Raw genomic sequence first — 17,091 nt, 5'->3', positions numbered from 1 at the left:
GGTGCGTTTCATTCTGGAAACCCAAGCAAAAGGAGAAGATGGATGAAGTTTTTAATACAACCGGCGTTGCTCGGCGCCTTATTGGCCACTGCCTGCGAAGTGCGGGCAACCGAAACCACCTACAGCTTTGATATTCCGGCCCAGGAATTGGCGGCGGCGCTGCCAAAACTGGCGGCGCAATCCGGCGTACAAATTTTTTACGCTCACGATAGTGTGGCAGGCCGCAACGGACCGGCGTTACGAGGCACGATGACACTAAACGAGGCTCTGAGCAGGCTGTTATCCGCCAGCGGCCTGAGTTTTGCGATTGCCGGCGACGGTTCGGTATCGATCAAGGCGGCGGGCAAGGACGCGACGATGTTACAACCGGTGAACGTTATCGGTCAGACGGTTTACGACGCCACCGATCCCTACAATACCGATTACAACCGCCCCAATGCCACCACGGCCACCAAGACCGATACCCCGATCATGCAGACGCCGGTTTCGATTCAGGTAGTGCCTAAAGCCGTGCTGGCGGACAAACAGTCCATGACCTTGCCCGACGCAGTAAACGGCCATGTCAGCGGCGTGCTGGGCCGCACGGGCGGGGGATTTTTGTACGACAACTTCATCATTCGCGGCCTTGCCGGTTCCGGTTTTGGCGATGCCTACCGCAATGGCTTGTTCAATCGCCAGGATATTTACGACATCGCCAATATCGAGCAGGTGGAGATATTAAAAGGCCCGGCCGCAGTGCTTTACGGGCGGATCGAGCCCGGCGGCTTGGTGAATTATGTGACCAAGAAACCGCTGGATACTGCTTACTATTCTCTGCAACAACAGTTCGGCTCTTACGATCAATATCGCACACTGGTCGATGCCACCGGACCAATTAATGACGACAAGACGCTGCTTTATCGATTCAATGGCTCTTACACGGATAATCAGTCGTTCCGGGATTTTGTCGGCAACGAGCGCGTGTTTGTGGCGCCGGTCGTCACCTGGCGGCCGAATGAAAAGTTCGAAACCAATCTTGAGCTGGAGTACAAGCATGATAACTTTAACGCCGATTTTGGCATTCCCGCGATTGGCAACCGCCCGGCAGCCATTCCCTTCGACCGCAGCCTAAAAGATGGCTTTCAGCGCCAAACCGTGGAAAGTACGCTGTTGGGCTACGACTGGACTTACCACTTTAACGACGATTGGAAAATCACCCAGCGTTATCTGTTTAAGGATTGGTCGCTAAGCGGTCCGGCCATTTTCAACGGTGGCTTACAGGCTAACAACCGCATTCTGAATCGTTCCGCCTCCGTGGGTGTACAAGATGTACAGACACATTCCGGCAACATCGATTTGAACGGTAAATTCGACCTCCTGGGCAGCAAGCACAATCTGTTGATTGGCGTCGACGGCTTTCACGCCACGACCGAGGCGCCATCGGCAAATGGCTCATCTGCTTCTATCGATATATATAACCCGGTTTATGGGCAAGTAAACTTTGCCGCCTTGTCGACCTACAACAGATTCTTTTATCGCGAGGAATCGTGGGTGGGCGCATACGCCCAGGACCAGATAACGCTATTTGATAAGCTGCACATTTTGTTGGGAGGCCGCTACGACAACGTCACCACCGGCGCTATCGCCTCGACGGCCTCCCTGGATGCGGCCAAAGCCGGACGGATAGAGCGGGAAGACAACGCTTTTAGCCCGAGAGCCGGTATTCTTTACCAAGTCCAGGATTGGCTGTCGATTTACGGCAGTTACACTAAATCTTTCAGCGGCAACAATGGCGTGAGCGTCGGCGGCACCAGTTTTGAACCGCAGATTGGTAAGCAATATGAAATCGGCCTGAAGACAGAGTCGCAGGACAAGCGCTTTTCATCGACCCTGGCGTTTTTTCATTTAACCAAGAGCAATCTGCTAACCGACGATCCCAATGAAGCCAATCCCGACTACCAGATTCTGGCCGGCAAAATCCGCAGTAAAGGTATTGAGTTGGATCTGGCCGGGCAAATTACCGATCAGCTGCATTTGTTGGGGACGTATGCCTATACCCAGGTCAACTATGTGCAAAGCTTCAGCGGACTAAAAGGCAATCGCTTGGAGAATGTACCCGAGCACCAGGGCAGCTTGTGGGGCACCTGGCAGTTTACCGATACTTTTAAAGCGGGCTTAGGTGCTGTTGCAGTTGGTAGCCGGCCATGCGACACCGCCAATACCTGCTCGTTGCCCGGCTACGCTCGTGTGGATGCGATGGCGGCGTATAGCCCTCGCATTAGTCAACACAAGCTTACTTTGCAGTTGAACATCAATAATGTTTTGGATAAGGATTACTACGCAAATACGTCGGGTGGACGCCACACCAGCATTCCAGGTTCACCCATCAGCGTATTGGGTTCGTTGAAATATGAGTTCTAAAAGCCGCTAACAGGCTGGTGAAAAACCCGCCGATATTTCCCCTTACCCACGATGTTCGTGATTTTTTCGAGTTGAAATCGGCCCTGACATCGAGTTTCAACCGTTTTGCCCCTGTTTGAAGGGCTTTTGATTCGCCTGAAGCCGTCTTTGGACGGTTTTCAGGCGCACTTCGCCCTAGGTGGGCGAACTCCACGCCGGTTTCGGCGTGAACACCAAGAGATTGAGCAAGCGCGTCAGGTTATACGCGGCAAAGCAAAACAAGGCCTGACCCGCGACTTTGGCTAAGCCGATGTGACGGGTTTTGCGCAGGCCGCCGACCGTTTTGACCCAGCCAAAGGCTTCTTCGACGATTTTGCGGCGCTTGAGACTTTGGGCGTAACCTTTGCCGCGCGCGGTGCGGCCGTCGACGGCACTGCCAATCTTTTTGCGGGCCACATGGGCTTTGATATCACGGGACTCGAGTCCGTTGACGAACGCCGGTTGGTCATAGCCTTTGTCGGCACCGACGCTGCCACCTTGGGGCACGCGGCGTTTGATCATTTTTTGCGCGGCTTCGATTTCGGCGGTGCCGGTGGCTTGTGTGGTTTCGACATCGACAATCAGGCCGTTGCGATTCTCGGACAAGGCATGGGTGATGTAACGCAGTTTGGCCTCGGTGTATTCGCCTTTCTTGTAAAGCCGGGCTTCGGGATCGGTTGTACTTTGATGGGTGGCGTTGCTGCGCTTTTCGCCACTGAAGTCGATCTCGGGATTGCGGCCGGCGGGTTTATCGGGACCACTACCATCTTTTTTGACGAAGCTTTTGTGCGAGGCCCAGGCTTCAATCAGGCTACCGTCGACGCTGAAGTGTTCGTCGGACACCAGATTTTGCCATTCGGCTATGGCCAGTACCCGCTCAAAAAATTCGCGACTCAGGGCTTCAGACAACAGACGTTCGCGGTTGGCACTGAACACTGTGCGTTCCCACACGGCGTCGTCGATGCCCAGACCGACAAACCAGCGAAACAACAGGTTGTAGTCCAGTTGTTCCATCAACTGACGCTCGCTACGGACCGTATACAGGACTTGTAACAGCAAGGCGCGCAGCAGTTTTTCAGGGGCAATCGAGGGACGGCCTGTGTGCGAGTAACGCTCGGCAAAGACGGCATCCATAGAGGCCAATACGCCATCAACCAGTAGCCGTAAACGACGCAACGGATGCTGTTTGGGAATACGGTCTTCCAGGCTAACATAGCTGAACCAGCTGTTTTGAATGGCATCGTGTCCGCGCATTGAAAGGCTCCAAATTTAGGTAGCCTATTTTAACAGTTGGCCCCTCATCTATGCCTTAGCTTACTTGGCTTTTCGAGTTTTTCACCAGCCTGCTAAGGATAAGGATGGACGGAAAACTCCGCGCATCCACTGCCCCAAATCGTTTGGGCTGAGGGCGGGGTTAGTAATGGGCGACAAATGGGGCTATTTGTTAAGCAGGACCGGCTGCACTTCCTTGATGATCACCGGCGACATGGAAAAAAACATCGTCGCCAGCCGGTTTTCTGCAACCCAGGGATAAACATCATTACCCATCCGCACGTTGCCCCCGACCACAAAAGCGGGCCATTTTTGCGCAATGCGGCACTGTTATTCAAAAAACCAAGCGCATCGGCAACATTTGAGAAACGCTGAAACCTTGTCGCTGGTAAAAGCACTGAGCTTGCAGATTATCGGCGTCGGTCAACAAGCTGAGCCGGCGACAGCCATTTTGGCGGGCAAACGCGACCGCGTGTTCCAACAACCGGCTACCAAGACCTAGGCCGCGAACCTCGCTTGACACGACCATATCTTCCAGCCAGGCCACCCTTTCGCCCAGCGCGGTGGAGACTGTGTAAAGCAGATTCACCATACCGACAATTTGGCATTCATGCCGCGCCACCAGAATATGGCCGATGTTTGGGTCGGCAATGATGCTCGCCAAGCCTCGATGCTGAGCGGCATAATCGGGCTGGAACTCGGCTTCTTGACTGAATAATTCGCCTAGTAGCTGACAAAGCGCCGGGATGTCGGCCGCATTGGCTAAGCTTATTTCCATCCCCGTCTCCGGCTAAGCATTAAAAGCGTTGTGTAACACCCGATTTCGGCGCAAGGTAAAGATTGGCTCGGCATTGAGCAAAGCGCTGGGCAACTTAATCCTTAACAGCTTCAACCTGGATGAGCACCTTGACCTCATCGCCGACTGCCGGCACATATTTGTCGATACCAAACTCCGAGCGTTTTATCGTGCCGACCGCATCGGCGCCACAGGTGTACTTTAATCTGATGACATTCATCCCGCAGTAAAAGTGCTCAACGTCCAAATGTACCGGCTTGCTGATGCCGTGCAAGGTCAAAATGCCATCCGCACCGACCAATTTTTCGCCTTGAAAACTGAGCGTGTCAGATTTAAAGGCCATCAGCGGATATTGCCCGCTATCGAAAAACTCCTTGCCACGCAAATGCTCTTCCAACTCCTTCAAACCGGTACTGATAGACGCGGTGTTGACGCTGATGTCTATGCTGCCTTTACCCGCTGCGGTATCCAGCGTCACTTTGCCGCTGGTTTCGTTAAAACGGCCGCGTTGCGTGGAAAAACCCAAATGGCTGATTTCAAAGCTGGGGAAGGTGTGATGGCTATCGATGGTATAGCTATCGGCGGCCAACACGCTAAAACTCATCAGGCCGGCAGCGGTTATGGAGCAAAGTTTTCGAATCATGACTATGTCCTTTGTGGGTTAAAAAAACGAGCGACACTGCATTATTGCAGAGACTTTGTGATAATAGATCAGCTTAACTCTATCACTCTGGCCATTTGCCGCTCTCATGCAACGAATCTATTACTATTACGCGGCCTTGATGGGCTTCTTCGGCCTGTTTTTGTTAATGATGGCTTGGCATACGCTATTGTCACCATCGAACAAGTTGCCCACTGCATTGCTGTTGTTAATCTCGGCCGGACCGCTATTGCTGCCGTTTAAAGGTTTATTAAACCGCAACCTGAAAAGCTGCACCTGGATGTGTTATTTGAGCCTACCGTATTTCGCGCATGGCGCCGCTGAAGCCTATGTCAATCAAATAGAACGGCCTTATGCGCTGCTGGAAGTGTTGTTCAGCCTGCTGCTGTGCTTCGGCGCCGGCCTGTATGTCTACAAAGCGGAAAAAGCCTGAGCACCAGCGGCATGCAAGTCCCGTTACAATTCGAGTTTCAGAACGATCAGACCTTTGCCAGTTTTTTTCCCGGCAATAACGCCGAAATCGTCACGCAATTAAAGGCCCTGGCAGAGAACGGCCAGGAACAGCAAATTTTTATCTGGGGCGATGCCGGCAGCGGGAAAAGCCACTTGTTGCAGGCCTGTTGCCAGCAAGCCAAACTGGCGGGTAAAGACCCGTTCTATCTGGCTTTTGACATCGACCATTTGCCGGCACCGACCTTGTTGGACGGCCTGGAAGATCTGGAATTGGTCTGTTTCGACAATATGCAAGCGCTGGCCGGCCACCTCGACTGGGAACACGCGCTGTTTGCTTTTTATAATACGCATCGGCAGAACAATCATAAATTGCTGCTGGCTGCCGATTGCCCGCCAAAGTTTTTGGGCTTTGACTTACCCGACCTGAAAACCCGGATGGCTTGGGGACTGACCTTAAAAATCCAGCCTTTGCGCGACGATCAATTAATCGAGGCACTGACTTATAAAGCCCATTTTTTGGGCTTCGACATTCCGCCGGCAGTGGGGCGGTTTTTATTGAATCATTATGTTCACGATTTAGCAGCGCTATGGTTACTTCTGGAAAAAATCGACCGCGCTACCTTGGCCGCGCAACGCAAGCTAACTATCCCGTTTTTAAAGCAAATTCTGGCTGACGAAACATGAGTAGCAAAGTATTGATCGTAGGTGCCGGCGCTATCGGCGGCTTTTACGGTGGCCTGCTGGCTAAGGTTGGCGCAGAGGTCTCGGTGGTGTGCCGCTCCGATTATCACATCGTCAAACAACAGGGTTACCGTATAAAAAGCCATGACTTGGGTTGCTGGCAATTCATGCCTAGTCAGGTATTGCGCAATGCCGCCGATTACGATGGTCAAGCCGATTACCTGATTTTATGCAGCAAGGTAACCCCGGATATCGACCGGGTGGCACTGCTTCGCGATGCGGTAGCTCCACACACGGCGATTGTGCTGATCCAAAACGGTGTCGAGATTGAACAGGAGCTGCAACAAGCTTTCCCGGACAATCTGTTAATCAGCGGCTTGGCATTTATTTGCTGTAACCGGCTGGCTCCCGGCGAGATTAGCCACTTGGCTTACGGCAAGTTGATTCTGGGTAATCTGTCAGATAGCCACGAACCTAAAACATCGCATTTGCGCGATTTGTTCCTACAAGCCGGCATCGAATGCGCGATTAGTGAAGATATTGTCGCCAGCCGCTGGCAAAAATGCGTGTGGAATGCGCCGTTTAATCCGCTATCGGTACTGTCCGGCGGATTGGCAACTCAGGCGATATTGCAGAATCAGGAAAATTTTGTGCGCCGCGTTATGCAGGAAGTCTGCAGTATTGCCGCGGCTTGCGGCCATCCGCTCCCGACCGATATTGTCGAAAAACACATTGCTCTGACCTGTGATATGCCACCCTATAAAACCAGCATGCTGCTGGACTTCGAACGCGGACAGACCATGGAAACCGAAGCCATTCTCGGCAACGCGGTGCGCGCCGCCCAGCGGCAAGGTTTAGACTGTCCTTGCCTGCAGTCGCTTTATGTATTGATGCAACTCCGGGAGCTGCAAATCCGTTCTAATAGCCTTCTTAGCTAATTCACACAATTGACATTCTGCTTTTTGTTATTTTTCGGTTAGAATGTGAAGATTTTCATTGACCCTGTCTTTGAAGAAGCCGTGTGAATTTCGCCTCAGACCTTGCAAAGCGAAGACCGGCCGCATACTTCGCTAGACTAGCAGCTATGTGATCCACAACCAACCGTGGCAATGGTGCTGGGGTTTAAAAGTTTTTATGTCCATTTTTAGAGTATAACCATGACTGATCTATCGCTTTACAGAAACATCGGCATCTTCGCTCACGTCGATGCCGGTAAAACCACGACAACCGAGCGGATTTTGAAGCTGACCGGAAAAATCCACAAAATCGGTGAAGTTCACGAAGGCGAATCAACCATGGACTTCATGGCTCAGGAAGCCGAGCGCGGTATCACCATTCAGTCAGCGGCCACTACCTGTTCTTGGGCGGGCAGCACCAAGCAATTTGAGCCACACCGCTTCAACATCATCGACACCCCGGGCCACGTTGACTTTACTATCGAAGTTTATCGTTCCTTGAAAGTATTGGACGGCGGCATCGGCGTATTCTGCGGTTCCGGCGGCGTTGAACCGCAATCCGAAACCAACTGGCGCTATGCGAACGACTCCAAAGTTTCTCGTATCATTTACGTCAACAAGCTGGACAGATTGGGCGCGGATTTCTACCGCGTCGTCAAGCAAGTCGAAGACGTACTCGGTGCAAAACCGGTCGTCATGACCTTGCCTATCGGCGAAGAAGACAATTTCGTCGGCGTGGTCGACCTGTTGACTCGCAAAGCCTGGGTCTGGGATAACTCCGGCGATCCAATGAAATACGAAATCCAAGATGTGCCCGCCAACATGGTGGAACAAGTCGAAGAATGGCGCGCGAAACTGATCGATTCAGTCGCCGACCAAGATGACGACATCATGGAAAAATATCTGGAAGGCGAAGAACCCACCATCGAAGAAATCAAACGCTGCATCCGTAAAGGTACCATCGCGATGGATTTCTTCCCGACCTATTGCGGTTCTTCGTTCAAAAACAAAGGCGTGCAATTGGTACTGGACGGTGTTATCGAATATCTGCCGAATCCTACCGAAGTTAACCCGCAGCCTGAAACCGATATCGAAGGCGTACCAACCGGCGAACACGCGATTGTCGATCCAGAACGTCCGTTCCGCGCGCTGGTTTTCAAAATCATGGACGACCGTTTCGGCGCCCTGAACTTCGTCCGTGTTTATTCCGGCAAGCTGAAAAAAGGCGACTCCGTATTGAACACCTACACCGGCAAAACCGAACGTGTGGGCCGGATGGTGGAAATGCACGCCAACGACCGTAACGAGATCGAAACCGCACAAGCCGGCGACATCGTCGCGTTGATCGGTTTGAAAAACGTGCAAACCGGCCACACCCTGTGCGACCCCGACAAACCGGCCACATTGGAGCCGATGGTATTCCCGGATCCCGTTATCTCCATTGCGATTGCACCGAAAGACAAAGGCAGTAACGAAAAAATGGGTATTGCGCTGGGCAAAATGGTGCAAGAAGATCCCTCTTTCCGCGTTGAAACCGACCAAGAATCCGGCGAAACCATCATCAAAGGTATGGGTGAGCTGCATCTTGACATTAAAGTCGACATCTTGCGCCGTACCCACGGTGTAGACGTCAACGTGGGTAAACCACAGGTGGCTTACCGCGAAACCATTACCCAACGCATCGAAGACAGCTACACCCACAAAAAACAATCGGGCGGTTCCGGTCAATACGCGAAAATCGATTACGTCATCGAGCCAGGCGAAGCAGGCAGCGGTTTCGTATTCGAATCACAAGTGACCGGCGGTAACGTACCTCGCGAATACTGGCCTGCTGTCGAAAAAGGCTTTAAAGCCAGTATCGACAAAGGTGTGTTGGCAGGCTTCCCTTGCTTGGACTTCAAAGTCATTCTGACCGACGGTGCTTTCCACGCGGTCGACTCCTCATCCATCGCTTTCGAAATCGCTGCCCGTGCCGCGTACCGTCAATCGATCCCAAAAGGTAGTCCGCAATTGCTGGAGCCGATCATGAAAGTGGACGTATTCACACCGGATGCGCATGTCGGTGACGTAATCGGTGACTTGAACCGTCGCCGCGGCATGATCAAATCGCAAGATGCCGGTGTTACCGGTGTGCGTATTAAAGCCGACGTGCCGCTGAGCGACATGTTCGGTTACATTGGCGATTTGCGCACCATGACTTCCGGTCGCGGCCAGTTCTCCATGGAGTTCTCGCATTACACCGCTTGCCCACGCAATGTCGCGGAAGAGGTGATCAAGGAAGTTAAGGAACGTAACAAAGACAAATAAGCATTATACGGGCTGATCTTGTCGGCCCTTATTCTGCTTAATATTGCCGATCAGCCACCTGCCGCGTTAAGCGGCAGGTGCATTTTTAACCATAAAGCTTCCGCCATGCACGGCAGCTTGTTCATTTACCTAACCTTGGAAGAACAATATGGCTTTTGTAATCACCGAAAACTGCATCAAATGCAAATTTACCGACTGCGTTGACGTATGCCCCGTCGATTGCTTTCATGAAGGTCCCAATTTTCTGGTTATCGATCCCGACGAATGTATCGATTGCACCCTCTGTGAACCCGAGTGCCCAGCCAACGCCATCCACGCGGAAGACGAATTGCCGGAAGGCCAAGAACACTTCGCAGCGCTGAACGCGGAACTGGCCAAACAATGGCCTATCATTACGGAAGTGAAAGACTCTCTACCAGACGCCGACGAATGGAACGGCAAACCCGGTAAATTTGCGTTGTTGGAAAAGTAAGAACTGCCATTGATTAATGAAATACCGAGCCCATGCCCTTCCGGCATGGGCTCAACCCAGCGTTAAAGCACTCGCTAGTCACTAGCACTTAATCCCGCAAGTTAGCGATAGTATTTCGTGGTTACGCACTACGACCCTCGTGTTTTCGCCATTGAAAAGATGTAGTCATTGGATTGCACTTTGCTCGCGTTAGGCTGTTCGCTACAACCTCTCTGACTTGCTCTCCCGCCAGACCGCCCAGAACCACCCGTGCTTCTGCCGGCTCGCTGCGCGTCACTCTAACTCCACCCGCATTTCCGCGGAACACTCTATTTTTAGGGCTGCTCGTGACACCCCGCCAAGATTACATTATTAGCAGTTAATAATTCACCTCGACACTCGCTACGGCGGTACTTTTGCCACCATTTACGCCCCTTCCGACCCCATTCTCCATCTGACTGCTTGGTACTTCTCCCGTTAGTTTTATTGGTTTAATGTTGTTTCCCGTCATTCAGGTGCCATGATCACCGCCATTTACCTCGCTAAATGCAGACCCGAATAACTGCGGGGGTGGTATCGATTGTCAGAGCATTTTCATCCGACCCAAAACCCATCATGGCGAGAAATCAAGCAAAGCATCCGCAAAACCCCTAAGATCAAAGCATCCCCGCTAACTGTTCTAATTCCGTCATGAAAAACCACCACCGATTACTGCTGAGTTTAGTGCTGGGCGCGTGCGCCGGACTGGTCTGCCACGGCTTTGCCAACAGCGAGGCATTGCAAATCTTTAACCGCTACTTGATGGAACCCATCGGCCAAATCTTCTTGCGGCTGATCTTCATGATCGTGGTGCCGATGGTGATGAGTGGTTTGATGTTGGGTGTGTATCAACTCAGCAATCATCACGGATTGGCGCGGGTCGCCCAGCGCACTTTGTTTTTTACACTGTTGGCCAGTTCGGCATCGGTAGCGGTGGGGATTTCGCTGGTCAATCTGGCGCAACCGGGCGTTGGTTTGGATATTTCGCAGATGTTGGGCGATAGCAGCGGCGTGAATAAAATCCAGCAAAACGTCGCCCAAGCCAAGCCGGTGGTTCAATCTTTGTTGGAGATCATTCCCAAGAACCCGTTCGCCAGCGCTACTCAAGCATTGGAAGGCGAGATGTTGTCGTTGATGTTCTTTTCCTTGGCCTTCGGTGCGGCGCTGGCGGCGACCAATGGCGACAAGCCGTCGCGTTGGGTTGGCTTATTGGAAGAAACCTATGCCGCCTGCTTGTTGATCGTCGATACCGCGATGAAACTGGCGCCGATTGCGGTGTTTGCGCTGGTGTTTCAATCGACGTTCAAGTTTGGGCATCACATTTTGTTTTCGCTGGGGTTTTACGTGCTGGTGGTGGTGACCGGTTTACTGATCCAGCAAACCGTGGTTTACAGCATGCTGCTGCGCTTTTTTACCCGCATCAAGCCGCTGAGTTTTTTCCGACAATGCCGGGATGTCTATCTTTACGCCTTTGCCACCGCATCCTCTAACGCCACCTTGCCGCGCTCGCTGGAACTGGCGGAACAGGATTTAAAACTTAGGCCGGAAGTGGCGCGCTTTGTGTTGACGATAGGCTCCACCGCCAATCAGAACGGTACAGCCTTGTTCGAAGGCATTACCGTGCTGTTTCTGGCACAGGTATATGGTGTCGATTTATCGCTGGCGCAGCAGGTACAAGTGGTGTTGATGTCGATATTGGCCGGTATCGGCACGGCCGGAGTACCCGGCGGCTCGTTACCGCTGATCATGATATTGACCCAACAGGTCGGGATTCCAGCCGAGGGCATGGGTTTGATTTTGGGCGTGGACCGCTTCCTGGATATGTGCCGCACGACTTTAAATGTTAGCGGCGATTTGGTGATTGCAGCCTTGGTCGACCAACCCGAACAGCAGCGGCGCTAACAAAATAACTATGTCATATCACGCACTGCATTAGTCATATGCCTTGGTTTTAGCCCCAACTTAAATTGCCTCGCCTTCCGGAACACCTTACATTTCGGGCATTCCGCCACCATGGCATGTAGCTTGCTGAAAATTGAATTCTCGCATGAATTCGATTTGGCATGACTCAACCACACAACGCCGCCACCAGTCAGGAATTGGCCGATTTTTTTAACGCCAGCCACCCGCAACTGCAAAAATATCTGTATTGGCAGGTCCGCTCGCGGGAAGTGGCAGAGGAGCTGGCGCAGGAAACCTATCTGCGGTTTTTGAAACAAGAGCCCCGGCAAATTCTGGATTTGAATGCGTTCATGTTTACCATTGCCGCCAATCTGGCGCGAGACCATCTGCGCGGTATCAAACGCCAGCAACATCGCGAGATGGTGCCGCTGGATACCGACATAGCCGACTCGAAACCGCACACGGAAGACATCGTCGCCAGGCAATATCTGGGAGAACAATTGCAACAAGCCATCACCAGCTTGCCGGACAGAACCAGGGAAATTTTTCTGTTATACCGTGCCGACGAGCTGAGCTACAAACAGATCGCCGCGCGACTGGATATTTCCGAACGCACCGTCGAATATCATCTGCGCCAAGCGCTGCTGCTGTGCCGGCGTTTTTTGACCAATACTTAGCGCTGTTTAAATAGCACTCGACGCAGCCGCGCCCCATTCAAGTATCCATGCTGAAAATATACCCGGTCGAAGCGGCTCGGGCTTTGCTTTACAATCGCGCTCAACCGAACTTTTAGCCGCCGACTACCCGGAGTCCCGCCATTCACCCAATCGAATCATCCTCCGCTTCCGACCGCATCTTTACCGAAGCCAATGCCTGGTTTTTTCGGCTGCGCGCGGACGATGCCGGCCGCGCCGAGCGAGAACGGTTTGCCGCGTGGCTGACCGCCAGCCCCTTGCATGCGGAGGCCTGGGACACTGTGCAAGCGTTGTTCGCGGATTTGGAAGCCCCCGCCAAGGCCGTTCGCCTGCAAACCGCGGCACCCTTGACCGCCAAGCGTCCTCGACGCCGGCGAACCGCTAGCATGGCAGCGGCCTTGGCCGCTTGCGCGGTCTTGATCGCCGTGCTCCCGCAATCGACACTTCTGCAAAACCTACAAAGCGATTATCACACCGCCACCGGCGAACAGCGCCTAGTCACGTTGACCGACGGCTCCCGGCTGCTGCTGAATACCGACAGCGCGGTCGGCATCGAAATGACCGCCGCTGAACGCCGGGTTACGCTGCTGCGCGGCGAAGCGTTTTTCGAAGTGGCGCGCGCGCCGCAACGGCCGTTTTGGGTGGTGGCCGGCGACGCCCGCGCCCGAGTCACCGGCACCGCGTTCAGCGTCGGCCGCCGTTCGGAAAATGTTGCCGTCACCGTCGCCGAGGGCCGAGTGGAAACCAGCACCGAAAGCCATCCCGAACAGATCACAGCCTTGACACCGGGCGAGTCGGCGCATTATAGAGGGGCCCGGCTCTCCGCCAAGCACACGGCCGACATACCGCGCGAATTGGCCTGGCGCCAAGGGCAAATGGTATTCGTGCAAGCGCCGCTGGCCGAGGTGGTGGCGCAAATCAATCGATATCGCCCCGGCCGTTTGATCGTCACAGACCCGCAATTGGAGAATCGGCCGATCACGGCGGTGTTTAATATCGACAAGTTGGGCGATGCGGTATCCGCGCTGGAGCAAACCTTCGGCATTCGAGCCCGGCGTATTGCCGATTATTGGGTGTTGCTGGGGTAAAGTTAGAGCGTGTCCGGCCAAAGTCCGGCCGTATGAATAATGGCAAGCACATGAATGTCCTTATCCTGTACACGGTAAACAACAATGAACGGAAAATGCGTAATGATCAGTTCTCGGGTGCCGTCGATACGGCCCGGACGGCCCATGAAAGGATTTGCGAGTAAGCTATTCAGCGTGTCGTGAATTTTGGTAATAATTCGTGTTGCAGCATTGCGGTTGTCTTGAGCCACAAAGTCGTATATCTCGCTCAAATCGGTCTTGGCTCGCCGGGTATAGCGGAGTCTCATTTCATTGATGGCAACGAATGTTGTTCAAAAAACGCGGCCATTTCCGCGTCGTCAACGAAATCTCCACGGTCAGCTTGAGCAAGCCCTTCCTTGATTTTATCCAGCATGCCATTTTCCCACGCAATGAAATTGCCGATGGCTTGATTCGCTAGCTCCGTTTCATCTCGATGAGTTTGCTTGGCAAGCGCGCTCAATTGGGCTTTTAGTTCGGGATTTATTTGTAAGGTAACAGGCATGGCGGCTTCTTCCGTTGTTCGAAAAACATCGTGAATAACAGTTTAATGACTCGCGTTTCTTAACACAATAAACACAGCGTGGCGTAGAGGTGAAATATTTTTAATTTTGCCTAGGGATATGCGCTAAGCCATCGTCCTTGCTGGTTAATGGGCCGAATCGCCCAGCAACCCTGATGACGATTTATCTTGCGGAGATGTAAATGCCTGATCAAACACCTATCGCCACCCGCTTGCCACGGCGCAAGTCCGAAACACCTGCGCGGCTGCCCGGCGGCCTGTTGCTACTTTCGCTGGCGGCATTCCATGCCGCGCACGGTGTAGAACCGGCCTCGACAGCCCTGGCCGAACAAACGGCCGACTACCGGATTCGCTCCCAAACCCTGGACAAGGCCTTGGTGGAGTTTTCGCTGAAATCCGGCATTCAAGTGGTGGCCGACGGCAAATTGACCGCCGGCGCTATTTCTCCTGGCGTATCCGGCCAATATGCGCCGGAGCAGGCTTTACGAAAATTGCTGGCGGGCACCGGTGTGGCGGTGCAATCCAGCCGCAACGGCACGGTGACTTTGGAAAAAATCGCCGCACCCGAGCCGCAATCTGGCGCCAATACCTTGCCGACGGTGACGGTGGCCGGTAAGGCTGCGTATGACCTCACGGACCCTTATAGCCGCGACTACAATCGGCCCATCGCCAGTACCGCGACCAAAACCGATACCCCCATCATGGAAACGCCGATGTCGATCCAAGTGATTCCGCGCGCGGTGCTGGACGATCAACAAGCGATTTCGGTCGGCGATGCCTTAAAAAACGTCAGCGGCGTGCAATCGGGGGGCTATAGTTTTTACGACAACGCCACGATCCGAGGCTTCGATGCCGGGCAAAGCACCTATCGTAACGGTCTGCGCCAACCTTATATCACCAACCTGGAAACCGCCAATCTGGATCGGGTGGAGGTCCTGAAAGGGCCGGCATCGATCTTATTCGGCCGCATCGAACCCGGCGGTTTGGTCAACCTGGCGACCAAGCGTCCGCTCGACACCCCTTATTATTCCGTTCAACAGCAGTTCGGCTCTTACGACCTCTTCCGCACCACGGTCGATGCGACGGGACCGCTATTGGCGGATAAATCGCTGTTGTACCGGATGAATATCGCATACAAAGACAACGATACCTTTCGGGATTTCGCGCATCAGGAGCATGTGTTTGTCGCGCCTTCGCTAACCTGGCGTCCCAACGACCGTTTCGAAACCAATCTCGACATCGAATATCAGCACGATACCTGGGTGGAAGACGGTAGCGATAGCGGCATTCCGGCTATCGGCAACCGTCCGGCCAATCTCCCGATTAATCGCTATCTGGGCGATGCAGTGTTCAATCGCCAAAACCCGAATACTCAGGATAAGGTGTTGTTGGGTTTCGATTGGTCGTATCAGTTCAACCAAGACTGGAAGCTGAAAAACCGCTTCCAATACATCGACGCGCAATATCATCAATCGATACTCTGGGCGGATAGCCTGGCGGATGACAATCAAACGCTTTCTCGCGGCCTGTGGCATACACCCATCCACCGGATGACCTACAGCACCAATCTGGATTTGACCGGCAAGTTCGATACCGGATTTGCCCACCACGATGTATTGGTCGGCTTCGATTTAAATCGCTTTAACAGTCAGGACGGCGGCGGATTTTCGGGCTATGCCGATGCTTATTCGGACCTGGATATCAATATCAACAACCCGGCGTACGGCGTCGATCTATCGGCGTTGGCCGGCGCGAAAAACTTTTACTATAAATCCCAAGATAACTGGTACGGCGTCTATTTTCAGGATCAGATCACCTTGTGGGACAAACTGCATATTCTGGGCGGCGGCCGCCACGACTGGGCGGAAAATGGTAGCGGCGAATCGTCGAATTCGCATGCCGCAATCTCGATGAAAAATACCCGTAGCGAATTTTTCAGCCCTCGGGTCGGCATTCTCTATCAGCCTTGGCAATGGCTGTCGCTATACGGTAATTACGTGGAGTCCATAGGCAGTAATAATGGCGGGCGCTCCGCCTCCGGCCAACCGTTCGGACCGCAGACCGCGACCCAATTCGAGGGCGGTATTAAAACCGAATTTTTCGATGGCCGCCTGAGTTCCACACTGGCCTATTATCATCTGACCAAACAAAACACGCTGGCCACCGATCCCAACAACCCCTTGTTTAGCGTAGCGGTGGGCGAAGCCCGTAGCCGTGGCGTGGAGCTCGACATAACCGGCCGGGTTACCGAGAACCTGAGTTTGATCGGCACTTATGCCTATACCGATACCAAAATCACCAAGGATTCGGCGGCGACCTATGATGCTGACGGCAACGCCATTGCCACGAACTCGGGCAACACCGGCCACCAACTGCCCACGGCACCGCGCCATTCTGGCAGTCTGTGGGCCAAATATGGCATAGACAACGGCCTTTTGCGGGGCTTGAACTTCGGTACCGGCGTTTATGTCCGCGGCCAGCGGCAGGGCGATAACGCCAACAGCTTCCAATTGCCTGGCTATGCGCGTTGGGATGCCAGCATTAGTTACAGTTTCAAACACGGTGGCACCAAAATCACCCCGCAACTCAATGTCTACAACTTACTCGACAAAACCTATTACGACCATTCCAGCAATCGGCTGAATATTCGCCCCGGCGAACCGTTGACGTTTCTGGGTTCGGTGCGGGTGGAGTTTTGATGCCGCACGCCATAGCGGCTCGGGGCTTCCAACCCCGATCCAAAAATTTTTAGGCTAGCCCGGTGGGAATTTCACTGTCTGATACGTCTTATCCGCTGATGGCCGGCACTTTGCCGGCTTGAAATGGAAATC

At 53.3% G+C, this 17,091-nt stretch carries 15 protein-coding genes; 10 read left to right on the top strand and 5 right to left on the bottom strand.

The genetic code is table 11. The annotated features are described in order from the left end of the window. Window positions 1-42 precede the first annotated feature (42 nt). A complete protein-coding gene (locus tag ACMXD4_RS01065; RefSeq protein WP_415879597.1) occupies window positions 43-2,400 on the top strand; it encodes a TonB-dependent siderophore receptor in 2,358 nt (785 codons plus the stop codon). Between the two features lie 174 nt (window positions 2,401-2,574). On the opposite strand, the gene ACMXD4_RS01060 is transcribed toward ACMXD4_RS01065, so the two are convergent. From ACMXD4_RS01060 to ACMXD4_RS01050, 3 genes are all read right to left on the bottom strand, one after another. Then, window positions 2,575-3,672, bottom strand: a complete 1,098-nt coding sequence (locus tag ACMXD4_RS01060; RefSeq protein ID WP_415878385.1) for an IS5 family transposase — start codon at window positions 3,670-3,672, stop codon at window positions 2,575-2,577. 352 nt (window positions 3,673-4,024) lie between these two features. Further along, window positions 4,025-4,468, bottom strand: a complete 444-nt coding sequence (locus tag ACMXD4_RS01055) for a GNAT family N-acetyltransferase (protein WP_415879596.1) — start codon at window positions 4,466-4,468, stop codon at window positions 4,025-4,027. Window positions 4,469-4,562: 94 nt separating this feature from the next. Continuing rightward, window positions 4,563-5,129 (bottom strand): YceI family protein, encoded by a 567-nt coding sequence (locus ACMXD4_RS01050; protein ID WP_033158282.1) that lies wholly within the window; start codon window positions 5,127-5,129, stop codon window positions 4,563-4,565. Between the two features lie 106 nt (window positions 5,130-5,235). Between ACMXD4_RS01050 and ACMXD4_RS01045 the strand changes: the two genes are divergently transcribed. The 8 genes from ACMXD4_RS01045 to ACMXD4_RS01010 all read left to right on the top strand — a co-directional run bounded on the left by ACMXD4_RS01045 (window position 5,236) and on the right by ACMXD4_RS01010 (window position 13,719). Further along, window positions 5,236-5,580 (top strand): DUF2069 domain-containing protein, encoded by a 345-nt coding sequence (locus ACMXD4_RS01045; RefSeq protein ID WP_033158283.1) that lies wholly within the window; start codon window positions 5,236-5,238, stop codon window positions 5,578-5,580. Between the two features lie 11 nt (window positions 5,581-5,591). Next, window positions 5,592-6,284 (top strand): DnaA regulatory inactivator Hda, encoded by a 693-nt coding sequence (hda, locus tag ACMXD4_RS01040; protein WP_033158284.1) that lies wholly within the window; start codon window positions 5,592-5,594, stop codon window positions 6,282-6,284. Further along, window positions 6,281-7,219, top strand: coding sequence for a ketopantoate reductase family protein (locus ACMXD4_RS01035; protein WP_033158285.1), 939 nt, complete (start codon window positions 6,281-6,283; stop codon window positions 7,217-7,219). The genes hda and ACMXD4_RS01035 overlap by 4 nt, the downstream gene beginning before the upstream one ends. Window positions 7,220-7,438: 219 nt before the next feature. After that, window positions 7,439-9,544: an elongation factor G gene (gene fusA, locus ACMXD4_RS01030; protein ID WP_033158286.1), complete on the top strand. Its 2,106-nt coding sequence runs from the start codon at window positions 7,439-7,441 to the stop codon at window positions 9,542-9,544. Window positions 9,545-9,692: 148 nt separating this feature from the next. Further along, complete coding sequence (fdxA, locus tag ACMXD4_RS01025; RefSeq protein WP_033158287.1) at window positions 9,693-10,016, top strand: ferredoxin FdxA; 324 nt, start codon at window positions 9,693-9,695, stop codon at window positions 10,014-10,016. Between the two features lie 669 nt (window positions 10,017-10,685). Then, a complete protein-coding gene (locus ACMXD4_RS01020; RefSeq protein WP_415879595.1) occupies window positions 10,686-11,936 on the top strand; it encodes a dicarboxylate/amino acid:cation symporter in 1,251 nt (416 codons plus the stop codon). Window positions 11,937-12,097: 161 nt separating this feature from the next. Beyond that, window positions 12,098-12,613, top strand: coding sequence for an RNA polymerase sigma factor (locus ACMXD4_RS01015; protein ID WP_171696908.1), 516 nt, complete (start codon window positions 12,098-12,100; stop codon window positions 12,611-12,613). A gap of 140 nt (window positions 12,614-12,753) precedes the next feature. Continuing rightward, window positions 12,754-13,719, top strand: a complete 966-nt coding sequence (locus tag ACMXD4_RS01010; RefSeq protein ID WP_415880810.1) for a FecR family protein — start codon at window positions 12,754-12,756, stop codon at window positions 13,717-13,719. Window positions 13,720-13,721: 2 nt separating this feature from the next. Here the strand turns inward: ACMXD4_RS01010 and ACMXD4_RS01005 are convergent, their stop codons facing one another. Together ACMXD4_RS01005 and ACMXD4_RS01000 are read right to left on the bottom strand one after the other, a co-directional pair. Beyond that, window positions 13,722-14,006 carry a type II toxin-antitoxin system RelE/ParE family toxin gene (locus ACMXD4_RS01005; RefSeq protein ID WP_171696909.1) on the bottom strand — a complete coding sequence of 95 codons (285 nt, stop codon included), beginning with the start codon at window positions 14,004-14,006 and terminating at the stop codon, window positions 13,722-13,724. Further along, a complete protein-coding gene (locus tag ACMXD4_RS01000) occupies window positions 14,003-14,242 on the bottom strand; it encodes a CopG family ribbon-helix-helix protein (RefSeq protein ID WP_171696910.1) in 240 nt (79 codons plus the stop codon). Before ACMXD4_RS01000 ends, ACMXD4_RS01005 begins: the two co-directional genes overlap by 4 nt. Before the next feature lie 200 nt (window positions 14,243-14,442). Here ACMXD4_RS01000 and ACMXD4_RS00995 point away from each other — a divergent pair, with 200 nt between their 5' ends. Further along, complete coding sequence (locus ACMXD4_RS00995; RefSeq protein ID WP_171696911.1) at window positions 14,443-16,959, top strand: TonB-dependent siderophore receptor; 2,517 nt, start codon at window positions 14,443-14,445, stop codon at window positions 16,957-16,959. The last annotated feature ends 132 nt before the right edge of the window (window positions 16,960-17,091 follow it).

The organism is Methylomonas sp. TEB, assembly GCF_047777895.1.
Lineage (GTDB): Bacteria > Pseudomonadota > Gammaproteobacteria > Methylococcales > Methylomonadaceae > Methylomonas.
The sequence above is the reverse complement of the archived record's forward strand: the minus strand, read 5'-3'. Positions and strand labels throughout refer to the sequence as shown.

Excerpts from the sequence above, each read along its gene's own strand:
- ACMXD4_RS01065 (WP_415879597.1), top strand. The coding sequence starts at position 43 with ATGAAGTTTTTAATACAACCGGCGTTGCTCGGCGCCTTATTGGCCACT.
- ACMXD4_RS01060 (WP_415878385.1), bottom strand. The coding sequence starts at position 3,672 with ATGCGCGGACACGATGCCATTCAAAACAGCTGGTTCAGCTATGTTAGC.
- ACMXD4_RS01055 (WP_415879596.1), bottom strand. The coding sequence starts at position 4,468 with ATGGAAATAAGCTTAGCCAATGCGGCCGACATCCCGGCGCTTTGTCAG.
- ACMXD4_RS01050 (WP_033158282.1), bottom strand. The coding sequence starts at position 5,129 with ATGATTCGAAAACTTTGCTCCATAACCGCTGCCGGCCTGATGAGTTTT.
- ACMXD4_RS01045 (WP_033158283.1), top strand. The coding sequence starts at position 5,236 with ATGCAACGAATCTATTACTATTACGCGGCCTTGATGGGCTTCTTCGGC.
- hda (WP_033158284.1), top strand. The coding sequence starts at position 5,592 with ATGCAAGTCCCGTTACAATTCGAGTTTCAGAACGATCAGACCTTTGCC.
- ACMXD4_RS01035 (WP_033158285.1), top strand. The coding sequence starts at position 6,281 with ATGAGTAGCAAAGTATTGATCGTAGGTGCCGGCGCTATCGGCGGCTTT.
- fusA (WP_033158286.1), top strand. The coding sequence starts at position 7,439 with ATGACTGATCTATCGCTTTACAGAAACATCGGCATCTTCGCTCACGTC.
- fdxA (WP_033158287.1), top strand. The coding sequence starts at position 9,693 with ATGGCTTTTGTAATCACCGAAAACTGCATCAAATGCAAATTTACCGAC.
- ACMXD4_RS01020 (WP_415879595.1), top strand. The coding sequence starts at position 10,686 with ATGAAAAACCACCACCGATTACTGCTGAGTTTAGTGCTGGGCGCGTGC.
- ACMXD4_RS01015 (WP_171696908.1), top strand. The coding sequence starts at position 12,098 with ATGACTCAACCACACAACGCCGCCACCAGTCAGGAATTGGCCGATTTT.
- ACMXD4_RS01005 (WP_171696909.1), bottom strand. The coding sequence starts at position 14,006 with ATGAGACTCCGCTATACCCGGCGAGCCAAGACCGATTTGAGCGAGATA.
- ACMXD4_RS01000 (WP_171696910.1), bottom strand. The coding sequence starts at position 14,242 with ATGCCTGTTACCTTACAAATAAATCCCGAACTAAAAGCCCAATTGAGC.
- ACMXD4_RS00995 (WP_171696911.1), top strand. The coding sequence starts at position 14,443 with ATGCCTGATCAAACACCTATCGCCACCCGCTTGCCACGGCGCAAGTCC.